The organism is Streptomyces sp. NBC_00370 (assembly GCF_036084755.1).
Classification (GTDB): Bacteria; Actinomycetota; Actinomycetes; order Streptomycetales; family Streptomycetaceae; genus Streptomyces.
In genome coordinates this window covers 1,135,724-1,155,522 of the sequence record NZ_CP107968.1, presented here as the reverse complement: position 1 = coordinate 1,155,522, position 19,799 = coordinate 1,135,724, and the positions used below count along the sequence as shown (strand labels likewise).

The 19,799-nt window shown below is 72.5% G+C and carries 16 protein-coding genes; 10 read left to right on the top strand and 6 right to left on the bottom strand.

All coding sequences use genetic code 11. The features are described from left to right. The first annotated feature begins 127 nt into the window (after positions 1 to 127). The gene (locus OHS57_RS04995; RefSeq protein ID WP_328585003.1) at positions 128 to 2,506 is read left to right on the top strand and encodes a hypothetical protein; all 2,379 of its coding nucleotides are present in this window, start codon (positions 128 to 130) and stop codon (positions 2,504 to 2,506) included. Here OHS57_RS04995 and OHS57_RS04990 read toward each other — a convergent pair. The 3 genes from OHS57_RS04990 to OHS57_RS04980 all read right to left on the bottom strand — a co-directional run bounded on the left by OHS57_RS04990 (position 2,467) and on the right by OHS57_RS04980 (position 6,482). Next, positions 2,467 to 4,881: a right-handed parallel beta-helix repeat-containing protein gene (locus OHS57_RS04990; RefSeq protein ID WP_328581149.1), complete on the bottom strand. Its 2,415-nt coding sequence runs from the start codon at positions 4,879 to 4,881 to the stop codon at positions 2,467 to 2,469. The two genes, OHS57_RS04995 and OHS57_RS04990, sit on opposite strands and share 40 nt — an antisense overlap. 193 nt (positions 4,882 to 5,074) lie before the next feature. After that, on the bottom strand, positions 5,075 to 5,683 hold the full coding sequence (locus OHS57_RS04985; RefSeq protein ID WP_328581148.1) for an Rv1733c family protein: 609 nt from the start codon (positions 5,681 to 5,683) through the stop codon (positions 5,075 to 5,077). 292 nt (positions 5,684 to 5,975) lie between these two features. Then, positions 5,976 to 6,482, bottom strand: a complete 507-nt coding sequence (locus OHS57_RS04980) for a DUF6643 family protein (protein WP_328581147.1) — start codon at positions 6,480 to 6,482, stop codon at positions 5,976 to 5,978. A gap of 250 nt (positions 6,483 to 6,732) precedes the next feature. Between OHS57_RS04980 and OHS57_RS04975 the strand changes: the two genes are divergently transcribed. Beyond that, positions 6,733 to 8,034 (top strand): TerD family protein, encoded by a 1,302-nt coding sequence (locus OHS57_RS04975; protein WP_328581146.1) that lies wholly within the window; start codon positions 6,733 to 6,735, stop codon positions 8,032 to 8,034. Between the two features lie 18 nt (positions 8,035 to 8,052). Here the strand turns inward: OHS57_RS04975 and OHS57_RS04970 are convergent, their stop codons facing one another. Next, on the bottom strand, positions 8,053 to 9,276 hold the full coding sequence (locus OHS57_RS04970) for a glycosyltransferase (RefSeq protein ID WP_328581145.1): 1,224 nt from the start codon (positions 9,274 to 9,276) through the stop codon (positions 8,053 to 8,055). Between the two features lie 58 nt (positions 9,277 to 9,334). Between OHS57_RS04970 and OHS57_RS04965 the strand changes: the two genes are divergently transcribed. After that, positions 9,335 to 10,135: a glutamate racemase gene (locus tag OHS57_RS04965; protein WP_041998153.1), complete on the top strand. Its 801-nt coding sequence runs from the start codon at positions 9,335 to 9,337 to the stop codon at positions 10,133 to 10,135. A gap of 54 nt (positions 10,136 to 10,189) precedes the next feature. After that, positions 10,190 to 10,744: a hypothetical protein gene (locus OHS57_RS04960; RefSeq protein WP_041998155.1), complete on the top strand. Its 555-nt coding sequence runs from the start codon at positions 10,190 to 10,192 to the stop codon at positions 10,742 to 10,744. A 54-nt stretch (positions 10,745 to 10,798) separates the two neighbouring features. Here the strand turns inward: OHS57_RS04960 and OHS57_RS04955 are convergent, their stop codons facing one another. Continuing rightward, positions 10,799 to 11,881, bottom strand: a complete 1,083-nt coding sequence (locus OHS57_RS04955) for an O-antigen ligase family protein (protein WP_328581144.1) — start codon at positions 11,879 to 11,881, stop codon at positions 10,799 to 10,801. Positions 11,882 to 12,063: 182 nt separating this feature from the next. Here OHS57_RS04955 and lnt point away from each other — a divergent pair, with 182 nt between their 5' ends. From lnt to pabB, 4 genes are read left to right on the top strand one after another with little or no spacing between them, the layout of a single operon-like run. Continuing rightward, complete coding sequence (gene lnt, locus OHS57_RS04950) at positions 12,064 to 13,653, top strand: apolipoprotein N-acyltransferase (protein ID WP_328581143.1); 1,590 nt, start codon at positions 12,064 to 12,066, stop codon at positions 13,651 to 13,653. Between the two features lie 10 nt (positions 13,654 to 13,663). Continuing rightward, on the top strand, positions 13,664 to 14,140 hold the full coding sequence (locus tag OHS57_RS04945) for an NUDIX hydrolase (RefSeq protein ID WP_328581142.1): 477 nt from the start codon (positions 13,664 to 13,666) through the stop codon (positions 14,138 to 14,140). A 17-nt stretch (positions 14,141 to 14,157) separates the two neighbouring features. Further along, on the top strand, positions 14,158 to 14,943 hold the full coding sequence (locus OHS57_RS04940; protein ID WP_328581141.1) for a 3-hydroxybutyrate dehydrogenase: 786 nt from the start codon (positions 14,158 to 14,160) through the stop codon (positions 14,941 to 14,943). Positions 14,944 to 14,987: 44 nt separating this feature from the next. Next, positions 14,988 to 17,114 (top strand): aminodeoxychorismate synthase component I, encoded by a 2,127-nt coding sequence (gene pabB, locus OHS57_RS04935; protein WP_328581140.1) that lies wholly within the window; start codon positions 14,988 to 14,990, stop codon positions 17,112 to 17,114. Here the strand turns inward: pabB and OHS57_RS04930 are convergent. Beyond that, positions 17,111 to 17,821, bottom strand: a complete 711-nt coding sequence (locus tag OHS57_RS04930; protein ID WP_041998164.1) for a DedA family protein — start codon at positions 17,819 to 17,821, stop codon at positions 17,111 to 17,113. The genes pabB and OHS57_RS04930 overlap by 4 nt on opposite strands. A 252-nt stretch (positions 17,822 to 18,073) precedes the next feature. Between OHS57_RS04930 and OHS57_RS04925 the strand changes: the two genes are divergently transcribed. Together OHS57_RS04925 and OHS57_RS04920 are read left to right on the top strand one after the other, a co-directional pair. Next, positions 18,074 to 19,021 carry an FkbM family methyltransferase gene (locus tag OHS57_RS04925; protein WP_328581139.1) on the top strand — a complete coding sequence of 316 codons (948 nt, stop codon included), beginning with the start codon at positions 18,074 to 18,076 and terminating at the stop codon, positions 19,019 to 19,021. Between the two features lie 62 nt (positions 19,022 to 19,083). Beyond that, the gene (locus tag OHS57_RS04920) at positions 19,084 to 19,725 is read left to right on the top strand and encodes a TOPRIM nucleotidyl transferase/hydrolase domain-containing protein (RefSeq protein WP_042000313.1); all 642 of its coding nucleotides are present in this window, start codon (positions 19,084 to 19,086) and stop codon (positions 19,723 to 19,725) included. Positions 19,726 to 19,799: the final 74 nt, after the last annotated feature.

Below are 19,799 nucleotides of genomic sequence, written 5' to 3'. Positions count from 1 at the left end.
GTGTCCGCAGTACTTTGCCACGTCGAGAGCGAGTTCAGAAGTGTCCTCCCATCCCACGGCCGCCGGTGACGGCGGAGCGACGCTGGAACTGCTCGTCCACGGCGTCGGCGGTACGACCCCGCAGGAGATGCTGGCCGACTCCCGCACGGTCAGGATCACCGGCGACGAGACGGCCGCCGTTTACCGCCGCGCCGAGGACGTGGACGCCGAGAGTCACCCTGAACGCGGGAACCGGCCGGTGCCCGAGGCGTACTGCTGGTCCAACCTCACCTCGGGCAACGGCTCGCGGGCCCTGTGGCTGCTGCTCCTGCCCTTCATGGTCGTCAATCTCGCCCACTGGATGCGGCCCGCGACGAACGGGTCGGCCAGGACCCGGCGGTTCTACGGGCTGCTGGTACGGCTCGTCGCCCTCACCCTGACCGTGCTGCTGACCGCCGCCGCCTGCGAGGTCGCGCTCGACCTCGCCGCCTGGCAGTGCGCGGGCGCGGCTCGGTGCACCGCCGCACACTCCTGGCTGGGCTTTCTGGCGCCGGAGCAGCACGGCTGGTGGTCACAGCCCGGCCGGCGGCTCGCCCTGGGGGCGCTGGTGCCCACCGCGCTGGTGGTGCTGCTGTGGTACCTCTCCAACCGCACCTGGGGCGCCTACGAGTCGCAGCGGCCGCCCACCGACAAAACCACCCACGGAGCCGCCGACGGAGCCACCTGCGATCCTCTCGGCAGCACCGACGAGCCGGACGAGGCGAGCGGCGGTGGCGCACCCGGCGTGCGGCCCGCGCTCGGCACACCGGGGTTCTGGTACGGCCGCCGGCTCGTCGCGCGGCTCCGGGCGGCGCACACAGCGGCGGGCTTCCTCACCGTCGCCACGATGATCACCGTGGCCGCCGGTCAGCACGACCGGGCCGTCGGCTCCCCGCTCGCCGATGTCCTGGGGCTGCTGCTCCAGGCGGCCCTCGGCTGCTGCGCCTTCGCCGTGCTGTGGGTGGTGTGCCGCAGAGGGCGCAGCGAGGTCAGGCGCGATCTCGTCCTCGACCGGGCGGTGATCGGCTGGCTGCCGGGCAGCTCGATCGCGCTGCTCGCCGTCGCCGTCGTGTACGCGGCATGGTCGCGGCCCGGCTGGGTCTCCGCGGGGCCGCTCCCCGGCGACCTCGTCTTCCGGGTGATCGCCGTGGCGCAGGTCGCGCTGGTCGTGGCGCTGGCCGGGGCCGCCGCCGCGCTGCACCGCGCCGCGGCGCATCCCCGTACGGTGCTGCGCGGCCAGGCGGGCCCCGCCGTCGCCACGCTCGCCTGCGCGCTGGGCGCCGTCATGACCGGCGGTCTGGCGCAGCGCGTCGCCGACTGGCTCGACGGGGACGCGACACCCGGCATGGGCGGCGGCCGGATCGTGGGGCCGCCGGTCCTGCTGAGCTGGCAGGCCGCCGTCATCCCCGTCCTGCTGGTGCTGCTGCTCGTCCCGGTGGCCGTCCTCGCCGTCCGAACGGCGCGCGCCACCCGCCGGCTCGGCCCCGTGGTCGAGGCGGAGTTCCACCCGAGGACCGTCGACACCGTCCGCACCCGCAAGATCGCCGGGGTGCGCGCCAGGGCCACGCTCACCGACGCCGCCCCCTGGCTCGTCGGGGTGATCTCGGGCGCCGGCCTGCTGCTCGGCGCCGGAGCCGTCGCCGGGTCGTGGCTGAGCGGCGAGGTGCCGGGCCAGGCCGCCGAAGGCACCGACTCGCTCGTCGAGTCCGTCACCGACACCGCCCAGGCGCTGGGCTCCTGGCTGGTAGGGCTCGGCTTCATACTGTTCGTCACCTGGGGCCGCCGGGCCTACCGCCACGCCTCGGCCCGCAGGACCGTCGGCATCCTCTGGGACGTCGGCACCTTCTGGCCGCGCGCCGCGCACCCCTTCGCACCGCCCTGCTACGCCGAGCGTGCCGTCCCCGACCTCACCTGGCGCGTCGAGACCTGGACAGCGAGCACCGGCGGCAGGCTCGTCCTGTCCGGCCACTCACAGGGCACGGTCCTCGCCGCCGCGACCGTCTGGCAGCTGCGCGCCTCCACCCGCCGCCAGGTGGCGCTGCTGACGTACGGATCACCGCTGGAGCGTCTCTACGGCCGCTGGTTCCCCGCGTACTTCGGCCCCGACCAGCTCAACGACCTGTGCGGACAGGTCCGTTGCTGGCGCAACCTGTGGCGGAACACCGACCCGATCGGCGGCCCGGTGCGGGTCACCGCGGGGGAGGCGGGACCGGAGGTCGACAGGGGGCCGCTCAAGGACCCGCAGGCGTACGGCCGTTCCGTACGGCGTCCGCTGCCGGAGCCCGTCCTAGGACACGCCGGGTACCAGGCCGATCCGGCCTTCGCCGAGGAGCGCGCCGCGCTCGTCGACCGGCTGTCGCCCGCACTGCCGGGGCAGCGGGGCGAGCCCGCCGAGCCGACAGGGTCCACAGAGCGAACTGAGCGAACAGAGCCAACAGGCCAGCGGTCTCAGGACAGTTCGGGCAGCTCCGGCAGATCGTCCGAGTAGAGCAGGGTCAGGTCGTCCGTGCTGGTCTGCGGCAACTGGGCGACCCGGCCCGCGTGCCGCTCCACCATCGACTCGAACGTCTGGCGCGCGGTCCGGCCGTTGCCGAAGGCGGGGCCCTTGGGCAGCGCCGTGAAGTACTTGAGCAGCGCCTCGGGCGCGCCGCCGCCGAGCGTGTACTCGTGCTCCTCCGCCTGCTGCTCCACGATCCGCAGCAGCTCGTCGGGCTCGTAGTCGCTGAAGGTGATGGTCCGTGAGAAACGTGAGGCGACACCGGGGTTGATGGCCAGGAACCGCTCCATCTCCGCGGTGTACCCGGCGACGATCACCACCACTGCCTCCCGGTGGTCCTCCATCAGCTTCACCAGCGTGTCGATGGCCTCCTTGCCGAAGTCCCTGCCGGAGTCCTCGGGGGAGAGCGCGTACGCCTCGTCGATGAACAGCACCCCGCCGCGCGCCCGGTCGAACGCCTCCTGGGTGCGGATCGCCGTCGAGCCGATGTGCTCGCCGACGAGATCGACCCGGGAGACCTCCACGAGATGGCCGCGCTCCAGCACCCCGAGCGAGGCCAGGATCTCGCCGTACAGCCGGGCCACCGTCGTCTTGCCGGTACCGGGGGAGCCGGTGAAGACCAGATGGCGGCGGACGGAAGCGGCCTTGAGGCCCGCCTCCTTGCGCCGCCGGCCCACCTCGATCATGTCGGTGAGCGCTCTGACTTCCCGCTTGACGCTCTCCAGGCCCACCAGCGCGTCGAGTTCACCGAGGACGTCCTGCGACTCACGCGCGGGTTCGGCGGGCGGCGCGATGTCGGCGGGGGCGTTCGCCGCGGTCTGCGCCGGTACCGTGCCGAGCAGTCCGGGGGTCTGGGTCGCGGTCAGCACCGTCGGCGCCGGCTCGGACGGTGTGCGTACACCGCTCTCGTCGCTGCTGCAGTCCTCGGCCATCGGGCCGTCCTCCCCGAACTCGTACCCGCCGCGCGCGCAGCGCTCCGTACGGCACCGCGTCAGTGTCGTGCGGCAGCCGTCCATCACATGGAAGCCGTAGCCGCCGCTGCCGGTCACCCGGCAGTTGTGGAAGGTGCCCCGGCCCTCGGCCGACACATAGAAACCGGCCTCGGCCGGCGAGGTGATCGTGCAGCGCTCGATGGTCGGATCGGCGCCCTTGGTCACGATGACCCCGGTCTGCACGGCGTCCACCGTGCAGGAGTTGAGTGTCCCGCCGCTGCCGTGGTCCCGGAACCAGGCACCGGTCGACGCCTCCCTGATCCGGCAGTCGTCGAGCTGCGCCGTCGCGCCGTCGCTCACCGACACCGCCGTGTTGCGGATCTGCGAGAGATCGCTGTCCACGACGTCGACGCGCGAGCCGCGGTCCAGGACGAACAGCGCGTCGGGCACGTCGTGCACCCGGCACGAGTCGAGGACGGCCGTCGCGCCGTCGCTGACCCACACGGCCGGGTAGTCGCCCGTACTGTCGTGGATCTCGCACTGGTTGGCGTCGACCCTGGTCCCCGGGTCCCACACGGACAGTCCGTTGCGCCCGAAGCGGCGCACCGTGGAGCGGGTCAGCGTCAGCACCGAACGGGACCGCAGGTCCACCGCGTTCTCGGGGATGTCGTGGATGTCGCAGTCGGAGAGTGTCAGGACCGCGTCGGTGTCCAGGGTGACGCCGTCGGCCGTCGTGCGGTGCACGGAGGAGTCGGTGAGATGGGCGGCGCCGCGTTCGGTGATCTGTACGCCGGTGCCCTTGATCTCGTACACCTCGCAGCCGATCGCCTCAAGGCCGCTGCCCTCACCGGTGACGCTCAGGCCCGCGCCCGACGTGTGGTGGATCCGGCAGCGTTCGAGCCGCGGGTGGCCGCCGCCGCGTACCGCGACGCCGGACTGCCCGGCGGCGACGATCTCGCACTCCTCGAACACCCCGCCCGCGCCTTCCAGTACGCCGATGCCGACGCCCGCCGGGTTGTCCACGGTGCAGCGGCGCACGGTGGGCCGTGCGGCGCCGCGCACCTCTATGCCGGCCGCCGAGCGGGTCACGATCCGCAGATCGAGCAGTTCGGGGGTGCCGTCCTCGACGAGCAGCGCGGGCGCCGCGGAGTCCTGGCCCTCGATGTGCAGGTCCTGGACGGTGGCGGAGGCCCGGACGGTCAGCGGGACGCCGTCGGCGGGGGCGATCCGTACGGAGCCGAGCGAGCCTTCGGGGCCGCGCAGCGTGACGGCGCGGGAGATGACGAGGTTCTCCCGGTAGGTGCCGGGGGCGACGGTGAGGACGTCGCCGTCGGCCGCCGCCTCCAGGGCCGCCGCGAGGGAGGCGTATTCACCCGTGCGGCGCCGCCAACGCGATGTTCCGGTGTGCGTCACCTGGACCGTGCCCTGTGCCATGGCGCTGTCGTGCCCCCACCTCGTGCGACTGCACGTGTCGTGCCGTGCCGGCCCGTGCCGGTACGCGCTCGCACCCGGACCCCCACGGCCGTAACGTCGGACCGTGGCCGCACCACCGTAGCGCGCGCGGCACCGGTGAGTTGACGAAGACGACCTGCGGGCCCGTCCCTTGACGGGCCCGCCGGCCCGTATCTCAGCTGCCGGCGCCGGTACGGCCCCAGTCAGGACCGACCTCGGCCCAGGCACGGTCGAGCCGCCGGTGCCTGAGCAGGACGAGCCGCCGTACGAACAGCCGCCTGCCGCCCTCGATCAGCAGTCCCGCGGCCAGCGCCGCGCCGGTCCCGGCCAGGGCGGCGTGCAGCCGGGCCGTTCCCGCGTCCATCGGCGGCTTCACCTGCGTGCCGTGCGCGTCCGTCCAGATGCGGAAGCTGTCGCCGGTGCGCCAGCCGCTCAGCGGCGCCGAGACGGCGCTCTTGTGCTTGCTGCCGTCCACGGCGCGCCAGGTCGCGATCACCCGGGTGTCGGCACTGCGCTCCTTGGGCGAGTCACCGTCGAACCCGGCGGCCCGCCGGTCCTTGGGCAGCGCGGCGATCACGGCGGTGACCGGATACCGCTCCTCGTGCTGCACCCGTACGGTCTGCTGGAGCGACGAGTCGAGCAGCGCTCCGCAGAGCCAGCCGGCGGCGGGCGCCGCCAGCAGGAGCAGCAGCGCGGCGACGAGTGTCGCCCATCCTTCGGCCAGGTCGGTGGTCCGGCGCAGGGGGTTGCGCCGCCAGCGCCAGAGGCCGGCGATCACTCTCACAGTCCCGCACCCCCTTTCCGTCTCCGTATCCGTCTTGGCCCGGGACGGCATGCCGCACACGCGTCAGGGGCGAAGAGCGACCGAACTCACTTGACGCCGCGAACGCGCGCAAGGTGTCTGTCGCACCCTCGTCTTCCCGCGCGGGCGGGGTTCACACGAGGGGCGGTGCGGAGAACGGGCCGGGCCACCGGAGCACGAACAAGGCCGCGAAAGGCGTGCGGACAGCGGTTCTTGACCTCCCGTCGGTCAGCCGGTCTGTCCACGCGCGGGTCGCGGCCCTGGTGGTGTCCGCTCAGTACCCCCGGCTCTGGTAGGGGCGGTTGTACGGGTCGTCGTACTGGTTGGGCTGCGCGGGCTGCGGCGGCGCGGGACGCGGAGCCGCAGCCGGTCGCATCGCCTCGTAGCCCGTGCCCGGCATCGGGCGCTGGGGCATGGGGCGCTGCGGCTGCTGCTGGTAGGGCTGCTGCTGCTGCGGACCCGGGTAGCCGCCCCGGGGCGCCGCCTGCTGCTGCGGGATGTAGGGCGCCGGGGCGTGCTGCAGCGGCATGGGCTGCTGCATCGGCTGCTGTTGGTAGCCGCCGTACGCCGGAGCCGGCTGCGAGGGAGCCGCCGGCAGGGCCGGGAGCGCCGACGGCAGAGCCGGCAGATAGCTGTTGCCGGTGTCATAGGCGGAGGGCACTCGGATCGGGGCGATCTGAGGCGTGCCCCGCTCCGCGACCAGGGAGTCGTAGATCGGGGTGTCCGGGAACGACGGCGCGGTGTAGTAACCGCCGCCGTAGGTGGCGCGGGGGGAGGTCATGGAACATAAGTTAAGCCCACGATGTGCCGGTTGGGGAGCCTGCTTTGAGGGTTCTTTCCATCGCTGTGTGCCAATTCTGATCCCCAATGCGAGCGAACTTGGGAAAAACGGTCGTCACGAGGTGTTCAGATCCTGTAAAGGGCAAGCTGAAACGGGGTTACCGGCGGGTCCTGTGGAGCCCGCGCCGCCTTGCTGCCATTAGGTTGGGAACACGGAAACTTCGGGCACCCGACTCTCGATGGGGGCGAGCATGTCCATGCTTAAAGGCGCCAATGTTCCAGTGCCGGCGCAGAGCGTCCGCGTCGAATTGGGCTGGAACTCAGGACCGGGGGTGCCGGACGTCGACGCGTCCGCCCTGTTGCTGGTGGCCGGAAAGGTGCGCTCCGACGCGGACTTCGTCTTCTACAACCAGCCGCGCCACTCCTCCGGAGCGGTCCGGCACGAAGGCAAGCAGACCGGCGGTCCCACCATCACCGATACGCTCTCCGTCGAGCTGTCCCGGGTCGAGCCGGCGGTCGAGCGGATCGTCCTCGCCGCCTCCGCAGACGCGGGCACTTTCGGCCAGGTGCCCGGACTGTACGTACGGGTGCTGGACGCGGCCACCGGCGCCGAAGTGGCCCGGTACGACAGCCAGGACGCGACCGTCGAGACGGCGTTCCTGATCGGTGAGCTCTACCGGCGCCAGGGCGCCTGGAAGTTCCGGTCGGTCGGCCAGGGCTACAGCAGCGGACTGGGGGGTCTGGCAACGGACTTCGGCATCTCGGTCGACGAACCGGCCGCAGCCGCACCGCCCGCCCCGGCTGCCCGGCCCGCACCCCCCTCAGCTCCCACCCCTTCCGTGGCGACCACCCCTCCCGTACCACCGGTACCGGCCGCACCACCGGCGCCGCCCTCCGCACCCGCACCGACCCCGGTACGCCTCTCCAAGGTCACCCTGACGAAGGAGGCCCCTTCGGTCTCGCTGGCCAAGCAGGGCGGCAGCTCGGGTGCCATGCGGGTGAATCTCACCTGGCAGGTGCGCAAACAGTTCAAGGGCTGGGGAGCCAAACTCGGCAGGGCCGTCGCCATGCACGGCGACCTCGACCTCGACCTGTGCGCGCTGTACGAACTCAGCGACGGCCGCAAAGGCGTGGTCCAGGCGCTCGGCAACGCCTTCGGCTCGGTCAGCAGGCCGCCGTACATCCAACTCGACGGCGACGACCGCACCGGCGGCAGCAACACCGGCGAGAACCTCACCATCAACCTCGACCACAAGAACGAACTGCGCCGCGTCGTCATCTTCGTGACGATCTACGAGGGCGCCCGCAGTTTCGCCGATCTGGACGCGACGGTCACCCTCCAGCCGCTGAACGGCGCGCCGATCGACTTCTCGCTCGGCGAATGCACGGTGCCATCGACGGTCTGCGCGCTCGCGCTGATCACCAACACCGGGTCCGACCTCGTCGTCCAGCGCGAGGCGAACTTCCTCGTACCGGCCCGCGGGGTCAGCCCGCAGCGCACCATCGACCAGGCGTACGGCTGGGGCATGAACTGGACGCCCGGCCGGAAGTGACACCCGGTCCGGCGGCGGTCAGCTGTCCTGGGCCGCGTCCGGCGCGGGAACGCCCGTGGGCCGCGCGTAGGTGCGGCCCTTCCAGGCCGCACCCCGGCCCCGGTAGTGCTGCACGGCGGAGTCGACCGTCATCAGCAGGTACAGCAGCGCGGTGACCGGCAGCAGCGGGGCCGGCCACAGCGGCTGCCGGTAGTAGCGCAGCATCGGCAGATACGTCCCCGTCATCACCGCCCACGCGGCGAGGCCGAACCAGCCGGCGGGCGCGTCACCGCCGAACACCCCGAAGCCCACGGCGACCGGGGGAGCGAGATAGATCAGGGCAAGACCCGCGACGGTCCCGATCAGCACCAGCGGGTTGTGCCGCAGCTGCGCGTAGGCGCTGCGCGAGACCATCCGCCACAGGTCGGACAGGTGCGGGTACGGCCGTACGCTGTCGACGCGGTCGGCGAGCCCCAGCCAGATCCGGCCACCGCTGTTCTGCACGGCGCGCGCCAGTGACACGTCGTCGATGACCGCCTCGTGGATCGACTCGGGCACCCGCGCCCGCTCGGCCGCCGCCGTACGCAGCAGCACGCAGCCGCCGGCCGCCGCAGCCGTCCTCGCACGGGGTCTGTTGACCCGGCGGAAGGGGTAGAGCTGTGAGAAGAAGTAGACGAACGCGGGCACCACGAGCCGCTCCCAGACGCTCGCCACCCGCAGCCGTGCCATCTGCGAGACCATGTCGAGGTCCTGCGCGCGGGCGGCTGTGACCAGCTCCCGCAGACTGTCCGGCTCGTGCGCGATGTCGGCGTCCGTCAGCAGCAGGAACTCCGGTTGGCCGGCGCGGGCCAGCGCCATGCCGTGCCGTACCGCCCACAGCTTTCCCGTCCAGCCGGGCTCCGGCTCGCCGGGCGAGGTCACCGTCAGCGGCAGACCGCCGTACCGGCCGGCCAGTTCGCGCGCGAGCGCGCCCGTGCCGTCCGTACTGCCGTCGTCCACGAGGAAGATCTCCGCCCGTCCGGGATAGACCTGCGCCAGCAGGGACGGCAGGCTCAGCGGCAGCACCTCGGCCTCGTCGCGCGCGGGCACCACCACGGCGACCGACGGCCACGACGACGGGTCGTCAGCCGCCCCGCCGCCGTCACCGCCTGCCGGGCCGCGCGCCGGCAGCCGCTGATCGGTGCGCCAGAAGAACCCCTGACCCAGCAACAGCCAGCCCCACACGACCAGTGAACACACCGAGATCCAGCCAACGACGCTCATTCGCGGCAGTCTGCCGCACACCGCCAGGATCGCAAGCACGGTCGACTATGGTGACCGAGTGAAGATCGCACTCATGGACTCCGGCATCGGTCTGCTCGCGGCCGCCGCCGCGGTACGCAGGCTGCGGCCCGACGCCGATCTGGTGCTGTCGTCCGACCCCGGCACGATGCCCTGGGGCCCGCGCACCCCGCAGGACGTCACCGCGTGCGCGCTCGCCGTCGCCCGCGCGGCCGCCGCCCACGAGCCGGACGCCCTGATCGTCGCGTGCAACACCGCGTCCGTGCACGCGCTGCCCGCGCTGCGCGCCGAGCTGGAACCGCGGCTGCCCGTCATCGGTACGGTCCCGGCGATCAAGCCCGCCGCTGCCGCCGGCGGCCCCGTCGCGATCTGGGCCACCCCCGCCACCACGGGGAGCGCCTACCAGCGCGCCCTGATCCGTGACTTCGCCCCGTCCGTCGCCGTCACCGAGGTGCCGTGCCCCGGGCTCGCCGACGCGGTGGAGCACGCCGACGAAGCCGCCGTCGAGGCGGCGGTGGCCGCCGCCGCTGACCGTACCCCCGACGACGTGAGCGCCGTCGTGCTCGGCTGCACCCACTACGAACTCCTCGCCGAACGGATCCGTACGGCGGTCACCGACGCCCCGGGCCGGTCCACTTCAGCGGCGCCGGTCGCGCTGTACGGCTCGGCCGACGCGGTCGCCGCACACGCCCTGCGGCGTATCGGTGAGCAGCCCGCCCCCGGCGCCGAGCCGACCGGCCGGCTCACCGTGCTGCTCGGCGGCCGGGAGGCCGCCCTCTCCGACGAGGCGCTCGGCTATCCCGAGGGACAGCTGCTCGCCGCCGTCACCCAGGTGTACTGACCACACACTCCGGTACGTCTCCCGCCCACGCCGAACGTGGGTACTCTGCTTGCCATGAGGGAGCATTCACGGCACGAGGGTCACGCCGCGCGGCCCCTGCCCGAGATCTGGTCCGGCCGAGCCACCAATCGCGCGCAGTGGGTGCTGGCGGCGGGCGGCGCCGCGTGCATCGCGCTCGGTGTCGAGCTGGCCGTGGACTCCAACTGGACCTCCGGTTTCCTCGCCTTGCTGATGTCGGTGATCGGCTGTGTCGCCGCCGGACTGCTGATGCTCTTCGGGACGCTGGCCTTCGTCCATGTGGCCGTCAAGGTCGACGGCGACTGCCTGGAGGTCCGCTGCGGGCACATGGGCCTGCCGCGCCGCCGTATCCCGCTCGCCCAGGTCGTCGGCGCGGACTTCGACCCCCGCGTCAACCCCCGGCAGTGGGGCGGCTGGGGCTACCGCTGGCGGCCCGAGATGGGCACGGCCGTGGTGGTGCGCAGAGGCGAGGGGCTCGTACTGAAGCTGGGCGACGGCAGAGTGTTCACCGTCACAGTCGACGACGCCGAGGCGGCCGTACGGATCATCCGTGACCGGCTGCGCCCGTCGACACTGAGCAAGACGGCATAGCGAACATAACGGTCAAAAAGGCATGGGGCGCGCTGACTCGGACGGAGTAACGCGTCACCCGACCGGGGCACCCGGACCCCTCCCGGCAGGCTCGGGGCGGGCCGCGACAGCGACCGGCACGGTCGTCGCCGGGCGCGCCGTCGCCAGCCCGGCGAGCAGCCCCGCCGTCACCGTCACCGAGGTGAAGCTCAGCGCGTTCCCCACGCTCGCCAGCGCGGCCAGCGCCGTCAGCGACGCCCCCGCCGTCAGGACGACCGGGTTGGCGCACGGCGAGCGGCCGAGGCCGTACAGCAGCCAGCCGTACGCCGCCGCCAGCAGCACCACCCCCACCACGCCCTCCTCGGCGGCCTGCTGGAGCGGCGCCGAGTGGGTCTTCCCGTCCGTGTCCAGCGACTGGGCGGCCGTCGGGCTGAGTTCACCGAACCGGTCGGGGCCCACCCCCAGCAGCGGATGGTCCCCGGCGATGTCGACGGCGTCCCGCCACAGCAGCACCCGGTTCTGGGTCAGCTGACCCTCCAGCGAGACCGAGAGTCCCGTGGGCAGCACCTGCTCGGCCACCGCCCACGAGCCGCCCACCACCAGACCGGTGGCCAGCGCCAGCCCGGCGAGCCCGACCAGCCGGCGGCGCACATGCTCGGCGGCGAGCGAACACAGCACCACGGCAAGCGCCGTGAAGAACCCGGCGGCCGAGCCCAGCAGCACCCCGGTGGCCGCGGCGAGCAGCCCGACCAGCCGCAGGGCGAGCCTGATCCGTACGGGCCGCACCGCTGACGCGGCACAACAGGCGGCGCCGGCCGACAGCGCGAGCAGCGCGGCCACCGCGCCGCCGTCGCCCTGCGGGGTCGCCACCGCCACCGTCGCGCTCGCCGCGTCGTGACTCGACACGATCGCCGCACCGAGCGCGGCCAGCGACACCGTGGTCGCCGCCGCCACCGGCACCAGCGAGCCGCTGATCCGGCCGCAGGCATAGCCCGCCGTGACGGCGAGCACAGCCAGCAGCACCCCCTCGGGTCTGCCTTCCGTGCCCGCGGCGCTGATCAGCGCCCACACGGCGCAGCAGCCGAGCACCACGGCCCCGACCACGTCGGGCGCACTGCCCCGCTCCCGCACCACCGGCCGTTCCACCGGTACAGCCATGCCCGTCGCCCCCCACCTGTGGCGGGTCCCGTCCCACGGCAGCCGGATCCGGCCAGGTGGCAGGGACTGGCGCACACGGTAACCGCAAGGACACGGATCTGTGCGCGACTTGCGGAGGAACGTTGTCTCTCACATCACACGGCGGTGCCGGACGCACAGCGGCTCACCGTAGACTCCGCCAGGTGAGCGCCACCATGACATCCGTCGACACCTCTGCGCAGGACCCCGCCCCCACCCGTGGGTCCAGGCTGGTCAGACCGGCCGCCGCCGTGGTCTCCGGTGTCCTGCTCTACCTCAGCTTCCCGCCGCGCCCCCTGTGGTGGCTGGCGCTGCCCGCCTTCGCGCTGCTCGCCTGGACGCTCTACGGCCGCCGGCTGCGCGCCGGGTTCGGTCTCGGCTATCTCGCCGGGCTCGGCTTCATGCTGCCGCTGCTGATCTGGACGGGCGGCGAGGTCGGCTCGTTCCCCTGGCTGGCCCTGGCCGCCGCCGAGTCCGTCTTCATCGGCTTCGTGGGCATGGGCATGGCGGCCGTGTCCCGGCTCCCGGTGTGGCCGGTCTGGTCGGCCGCCGTGTGGATCCTCGGCGAGGGCGCCCGGGCCCGGGTGCCGTTCGGCGGCTTCCCCTGGGGCAAGATCGCCTTCGGCCAGGCCGACAGTGTCTTCGTGCCGCTCGCGGCCGTCGGCGGCACCCCGGTGCTCGGCTTCGCCGTCGCCCTGTGCGGCTTCGGCCTGTACGAGGCGGTGCGCCAGGTCGTCGCGTACCGCCGGACGCACCAGGTGTCCCGGTCGGCGGTGACGGCCGCGGCGCTCACCGTCCTCGTCCCGATCGCCGGCGCGCTCGCCGCGCTGCCGCTCGTGAGCGACGCGGCCGAGGACGGTACGAAGACCGTCGCCGCGATCCAGGGCAACGTGCCCCGCATGGGGCTCGACTTCAACTCCCAGCGCCGCGCCGTCCTCGACAACCACGTCAAGGAGACCCTCAAGGTCGCCGCCGACGTGAAGGCGGGCAAGGTGCCGCAGCCCGACTTCGTGCTGTGGCCGGAGAACTCCTCCGACGTCGACCCGTACCGGGACGGCGACGCCAGGATCGTCATCGACGAAGCGGTCAAGGCGATCGGCGTACCGACCGTGGTCGGCGCCGTCGTCACCCCCGACTCGGGGCCGCTGCACAACAGGCTGATCCAGTGGGACCCGGTGAAGGGCCCCGGGGCCACCTACGACAAGCGGCATGTGCAGCCCTTCGGCGAGTACATCCCGATGCGCTCCGTCGTACGGCTGTTCAACTCGCACGTCGACGAGGTCAGCCGGGACTTCGGCCCCGGGCACAAGGTGGGTCTCTTCGACCTGGCCGGCACCGAGGTGGGGCTCGCCACCTGCTTCGAGGCCGCGTTCGACGGCGCCGTGCGCGACCCGGTCAAGGCGGGCGCCGAGCTGATCGCCGTGCCCAGCAACAACGCCACGTTCGACCGCAGCGAGATGACGTACCAGCAGCTCGCCATGTCGCGGGTGCGGGCCGTCGAGCACAGCAGGACCGTCGTCGTGCCCGCCACCAGCGGGGTCAGCGCGATCATCCGGCCCGACGGCACGATCGTCTCGCAGACGAAGATGTTCACCCCCGACGCGCTGGTCGCCAAGGTGCCGCTGCGCACCTCGCTGACCCCGGCCACCCGGCTCGGCGCCCTCCCCGAGGGGCTGCTGGCGCTCGTCGCCGTGGCCGCAATCGGCTGGGTCGTCGGCAGGTCCGTGTCGGCCCGGCGGCGTGTCGCCTCGTAGGGTCGGGCGCATGGGAACTCCAGACTTCATCCAGCGGATCAGGGCCACGGCGGGACACCAGCTCATGCTGCTGCCGGGGGTCAGCGCGATCGTCTTCGACGACGAGGGACGCGTCCTGCTCGGACGGCGGGCCGACACCGGCGAGTGGTCCGTCATCGGCGGCATCCCGGAACCGGGGGAGCAGCCGGCGACGACCGCCGTACGCGAGGTGTTCGAAGAGACCGGCGTGGAGTGTGTGGCCGAGCGCGTCGTACTCGTCCAGGCGGCGCACCGGCCCATCACCTACCCCAACGGCGACGTCTGCCAGTTCATGGACATCACCATCCGCTGCCGGGCGGTCGGCGGCGACGCGCGGGTCAACGACGAGGAGTCGCTCGAAGTCGGCTGGTTCTCCGTGGACGCCCTGCCCGCCCTGGAGGAGTTCGGCCTCTTCCGGATCAAACAGGCCCTCACCGACGCTCCCACCTGGTTCGACCCCACTCCCTGAGCCCGAGGAGTACGACGATGTCCCGACCCACGGTTCCGGCCCCGCTCGACCTCACCGGCCGCACCGCGCTCGTCACCGGCGCGGCCAGCGGCATCGGCAGGGCCTGCGCGCTGCGGCTCGCCGCGGCCGGGGCGGCGGTGACCGCCCTGGACCGGGACGCCGAAGGACTCGAAGCCCTGGCCCCCGCCGCCGAGGGACTGCCCGGCGCGGTGCGGCCCGAGGTGCTGGACCTGACGGACCTCGACGCAGCCGAGCGCGCCGCGGCCGGCGCCGACATCCTCGTCAACAACGCCGGGATCCAACTCGTGCGGCCCATCGAGGAGTACCCGCCGGACGTCTTCCACACGGTGCTCACCGTGATGCTGGAGGCGCCGTTCCGGCTGATCCGGGGCGCGCTGCCGCACATGTACGGCAACGGCTGGGGCCGGATCGTCAACATCTCGTCGGTGCACGGACTGCGCGCCTCGGCGTACAAGTCGGCGTACGTGGCGGCCAAGCACGGTCTCGAAGGGCTCTCCAAGACCGCCGCCCTGGAAGGCGCGCCCCACGGCGTCACCTCCAACTGCGTCAACCCCGCCTATGTGCGCACCCCGCTGGTCGAGAAGCAGATCGCCGACCAGGCGGCGGCGCACGGCATCCCCGAGGACCGGGTCGTCGCCGATGTGCTGCTCCAGGACAGCGCGCTCAAGCGGCTCATGGAGCCGGCCGAGGTGGCCGAGGCCGTCGCCTATCTCTGTTCCGACCACGCCTCGTTCGTCACGGGCACCTCGCTCGCGCTGGACGGCGGCTGGACCGCGCACTGAGCCCGCCGGACCGCCGGTCGTGTCCGCACCCTAAGGACCTGGTCATGCGTACGCTTCTCGTCGACAACTACGACTCGTTCACCTACAACCTGTTCCACCAGCTGGCCGAGGTCAACGGCGTGGCACCCGAGGTGATACGCAACGACGACCCCGGCTGGCGGCCGGAGCTGCTCGACGCCTTCGACAACGTCGTCCTGTCGCCCGGACCCGGAACGCCGCACAGCCCCGCCGACATCGGTCTCTGCGCCGGGATCGTCGAGGACGCCAGGATCCCGGTCCTCGGGGTGTGCCTCGGCCACCAGGCACTGGCGCTCGCCCACGGAGCGCGGGTCGTGCGCGCACCCGAGCCGCGGCACGGCCGGGCGTCGGCGGTGCTGCACGACGGCACCGGCCTCTTCGAGGCACTGCCCTCGCCGCTGGAGGTGATCCGCTACCACTCGCTCGTGGTGGACGCGCTGCCTCCCGTCCTTGAGCCGCTGGCGCGCACCGCCGACGGCGTCCTGATGGCGTTGCGGCACCGGAGCCTGCCGCTGTGGGGCGTGCAGTTCCATCCCGAGTCCATAGGCACGCGGGGCGGCCGGCGGCTGATGGCGAACTTCCGCCGGCTCACCGAACAGCACGGCCGGCGCCGGGCGGTGCCGGCACCCCGCCGCTCTCGGCCGGCCACGGCCACGGCCACCGCCGACGTGGAGCATGGGGAGCACGTGGAGCACGTGAAGCCCCGGCGGCTGCGGGTCGTGGCCGAGCGGCTGACCACCCGCTGGGACGCCGAAGTGGTCTTCGACCGGCTGTTCAGGGCGGGCCGGCACCCGTTCTGGCTGGACAGCGGTACGCCGGCGCACCCGGCCCCGGGCCGGCTGTCGATGATGGGCGACGCCACAGGCCCGCTCGCCCGCGTGGCCACCGCCGATGTCCAGGCGGGCACGGTGACGGTCGCATCGCGGCACGCCACCCGGACCGTACCGGGCGGCTTCCTCGACTGGCTCGAACAGGACCTGCGCGCGACCGGCGTGACCGCGCCCGAGCTGCCCTTCGACTTCGCGCTCGGCTGGGTCGGCTATCTGGGGTACGAGCTGAAGGCCGACCACGACGGGGACCGTGCCCACCCGTCGGCGGAACCCGACGCGGTCATGGTCTTCGCCGACCGGGCCGTCGTCCTCGACCACGGCGACAACGCGACGTATCTGCTGGCCCTCGCCGAGGACGGGGACGAGGGCCCCGCGCTCGGCTGGCTGCGGGAGACCGCCGAACGGCTCGCCGGCCTCGCCGGACTGCGGCCGGGACCCGTCGCCCCGCCGGTGCCGGCGGGGCGGGGGGAGGTGGTGCTGCGGCTGCGCCACGAGCGGGACATGTACCTCAAGCTCATCGACACCTGCCGGCAGGAGATCGGCGCGGGCGAGACCTACGAGGTCTGTTTGACCAACATGATCGAGACGGAGCTGCCCGGCGTCGACCCGTGGCAGCTCTACCGTTCACTGCGGCGGATCAGCCCGGCGCCGTTCGGTGCCTTCCTGGGATTCGGCGAGGTGTCCGTACTCAGCACATCGCCCGAGCGGTTCCTGCGGGTCGACCGGTACGGGACGGCCGAGTCACGCCCGATCAAGGGGACCAGACCACGGGGCGCCACCGCGGCGGACGACGCCCTCGCCGTCGCGGATCTCGCGGCCAGCGAGAAGGACCGCGCGGAGAACCTGATGATCGTCGACCTGGTCCGCAACGACCTCGGCCGTAACGCCGTGACCGGCTCCGTCACCGCGGAACCCGTCTTCCAGGTGGAGACGTACGCGTCGGCGCACCAGCTGGTCAGCACGGTACGGGCCCGGCTGCGCCCGGACAGCGGCGCGGTGGCGGCCGTACGGGACGCCTTCCCGGGCGGCTCGATGACCGGGGCGCCGAAGATCCGCACCATGCGGATCATCGACGGTCTCGAAGGCGGGCCGCGCGGTGTCTACTCCGGGGCGATCGGCTACTTCTCCCTCACCGGGGCCGCCGATCTCAGCATCGTCATCCGCACGGCCGTGCTGCACGGGAACCGGCTGAGTTACGGGGTCGGCGGCGCGATCATCGATCTCTCGGACCCGGCGGCGGAGTTCGAGGAGACGGCGGTCAAGGCGACACCGCTGCTCACGCTGCTGGGCGCGAGCTTCCCCGGCAGGGCGGACACGACCTAGGACTTGTCCTGCGTCTTGTCCTGCGTCTCGTCGTTCGTCTCGCCGTCCGTCTCCTCGTCCGGCTTGTCGTCCGTCTCGTCGTCCGACCCGTCGCGACGGCGACGGCGCAGATGGCGGACGACGAAGAACGCGACGACGGCCACCAGCGCCGCCAGGAAGTACAGCTCGTAGCGCTCGATCGCCGGATAGATGGTGTCCACGTGCTGTCCGGCGAAGTACCCGAGCACCGACCAGACACCGACCCACAGGGCGGCGCCGAGCGAGTTGAACGCGAGGAATCTCGGCCAGGACATCCCGCTCATTCCCGCGATGATGCCGTTGGCCTGGCGCAGCCCGTCCACGAACCGGGCGATGGTGACGATCTTGCCGCCGTGCCGCTCGAAGAACGCCTCGGCCTTGGCCACCCGGGGCGGAGTGAGCAGGACGTACTTGCCGTAGCGGTTGACCAGCCGGTGGCCGCCGTAGCGCCCGATGGCGTAGCCGACGTTGTCGCCGGCCACCGCGGCGACCAAGGCGATCAGCACGACGGCCACGATGTTCAGCTGTCCGGTGCCGGCGTAGACGGCCGCTGCGATCAGTACCGTCTCGCCGGGGACCGGTACGCCGAAGTCCTCCACGAACAGCAGACCGCCGACGGCGAGATAGCCCCAGTGGTCGAGGATCGGCGCGAGGTTGCCGAGGACACCTGGGAGCGGCGGCGGAGCCATGGTTCCCTCCCGGTGTTCGGCGTGCGGCGTACGGACACGTCTCACCCACCGTAGTCCCGGCCCGGTGCGTACGGCGTGACGCACCGCCGCCGGACCGCCGGCGGGCGGTGGGGCACAGCTGAGGGCGACGATTTGCCTCTCGTTCACCGCACCAACACCGCGCGCTCATGCCGTGTCGACAACATCGGCCTACTCGAACCGGTCGTCCGCGGGGAAGGCACCCACGCCGGCCGGCCTTCCCAAGGAGACCGTGTGAAGATCCTCCGTAAGATCTCGTCAAGCGCCGGTACCGCGAAGCCGCGGTCGGGTGGGGCCGCAGGCGGGGCGCACGGCACCCGGACACGGGATCTCGACGCGATGAACCTGCGGACGGCGGAGGAGGCCGCGCGGGTCAGGCCGGTCACCACGTCCGACATCCTCAACACCCACCGCAAGGCCTTCCCCTACCAGGGCTGGGTGGACATCGAGTCGGACCTCTGTCCGCCGTTCGTGATGTTCTGCGGGAACGACGAGGCGGTCGCCCTCGACACCGTCTGGAACGGCCGGTTCGGCTACGAGTCGGCGAGCCTGTACCACTGGAGCCGGCTGGCGGCGCAGAGCAGGACCGTGCTCGACGTCGGCGCGCATGTCGGCTACTACGCGATGATCGCCGCGCTCTCCAGCCCCAAGGCGAAGGTGCACGCCTTCGAGCCCGTGCCGCCGATCCACGCCAGACTGGCCGTCAACCACCGGGCCAACGCGATCAAGAACCTCGAACTGCACCAGAAGGGCGTCTCCGACCACACCGGGTTCGCCGACATCAACATCCGCTTCCCGCTGGCGAGCCTGCTGTCGACCGGTTCCTCGCTGGAAGGCTTCGACAAGCCGCTGGCCAGTGCCTTCACCACCCGGATCCAGCTGGTCACCCTGGACGAGACGCTGGGGAACACCCCGGTGGACCTGATCAAGATCGACGTGGAGGGCCACGAGCCGAGCGTCCTCGACGGCGCGCGCCACCTCATCAAGCGCGACCGCCCGGTCATCATCCTCGAAGCCCTGGCGACGATGCCGCTGGCCGAACTCACCGAGCACTTCACCGGTCTCGACTACACCTACCGCTGGATCGCGGAGGCGGACCGCAGGCTCGTCCCCATCACCGAGGAGCGCCCCGAGAAGAGCCGCAACCTGATCTTCATGCCCAGCGAGAAGGAATACGTCTGACGGTTCGTCAGCCGGGCCAATATGCTTTGATCCGCGCCGTCGCGGCTGCGAAACTGGTCCGTGTGGACGAGATGACGCTGCTCAGCCGGGCGGCTGTCGAGTGGGCCGCCGGCGGTGCGGGGGCGCGGGCGGCCGGTGCGGCGGCGCACGAGCTGGCCGCCGGCGCCGGGCTGCGTACGGTCGTGCTGGTGGAGGGGGCGAGCGACCAGGTCGCCGTCGACACGCTGGCCGCGCGGTTCGGCAGGGATCTGGCGGCCGAGGGCGTGTGTGTCGTACCGCTCGGCGGTGCCACGAGCATCGGCAGATTCCTCGGCCTGTTCGGCGCCCAGGGGCTCGACGTCCCGCTGGCCGGCCTGTGCGACGCCGCCGAGACGGAGTTCTTCCTGCGGGCCCTGGCGCGGGCCGGGCTGGCGTCGGGCGGGTTCCAGGTGTGCGTCGCCGACCTGGAGGACGAGCTGATCCGTGCGCTGGGCGCCGCCGCCGTCCAGGAGGTCCTGGCCGACCAGGGCGACCTGCGGCCGTTCCGCACGTTCCAGAAGCAGCCCGCGCAGCGGGGCAGGAGCGTCGAGCGGCAGTTGCGGCGTTTCATGGGCACCCACAGCGGCCGCAAGGCGCAGTACGCGGGTGCGCTGGTCGGCGCGCTCGACCTCGGGCGGGTCCCCGCCCCGCTCGGCGGGCTCCTCGCGCATCTCCGGATCACGTAACATCCTGAAAACCTGAAATGGCCCTGTCAGGGGAACAATCCACCTACCCCCCCGACGCATCGCGACCCGACGAG

Coding starts and splice junctions, on each gene's coding strand:
- OHS57_RS04995 (WP_328585003.1), top strand. CDS start 128: ATGCTGGCCGACTCCCGCACGGTCAGGATCACCGGCGACGAGACGGCC.
- OHS57_RS04990 (WP_328581149.1), bottom strand. CDS start 4,881: ATGGCACAGGGCACGGTCCAGGTGACGCACACCGGAACATCGCGTTGG.
- OHS57_RS04980 (WP_328581147.1), bottom strand. CDS start 6,482: ATGACCTCCCCCCGCGCCACCTACGGCGGCGGTTACTACACCGCGCCG.
- OHS57_RS04975 (WP_328581146.1), top strand. CDS start 6,733: ATGTCCATGCTTAAAGGCGCCAATGTTCCAGTGCCGGCGCAGAGCGTC.
- OHS57_RS04970 (WP_328581145.1), bottom strand. CDS start 9,276: ATGAGCGTCGTTGGCTGGATCTCGGTGTGTTCACTGGTCGTGTGGGGC.
- OHS57_RS04960 (WP_041998155.1), top strand. CDS start 10,190: ATGAGGGAGCATTCACGGCACGAGGGTCACGCCGCGCGGCCCCTGCCC.
- OHS57_RS04955 (WP_328581144.1), bottom strand. CDS start 11,881: ATGGCTGTACCGGTGGAACGGCCGGTGGTGCGGGAGCGGGGCAGTGCG.
- OHS57_RS04945 (WP_328581142.1), top strand. CDS start 13,664: ATGGGAACTCCAGACTTCATCCAGCGGATCAGGGCCACGGCGGGACAC.
- OHS57_RS04940 (WP_328581141.1), top strand. CDS start 14,158: ATGTCCCGACCCACGGTTCCGGCCCCGCTCGACCTCACCGGCCGCACC.
- pabB (WP_328581140.1), top strand. CDS start 14,988: ATGCGTACGCTTCTCGTCGACAACTACGACTCGTTCACCTACAACCTG.
- OHS57_RS04930 (WP_041998164.1), bottom strand. CDS start 17,821: ATGGCTCCGCCGCCGCTCCCAGGTGTCCTCGGCAACCTCGCGCCGATC.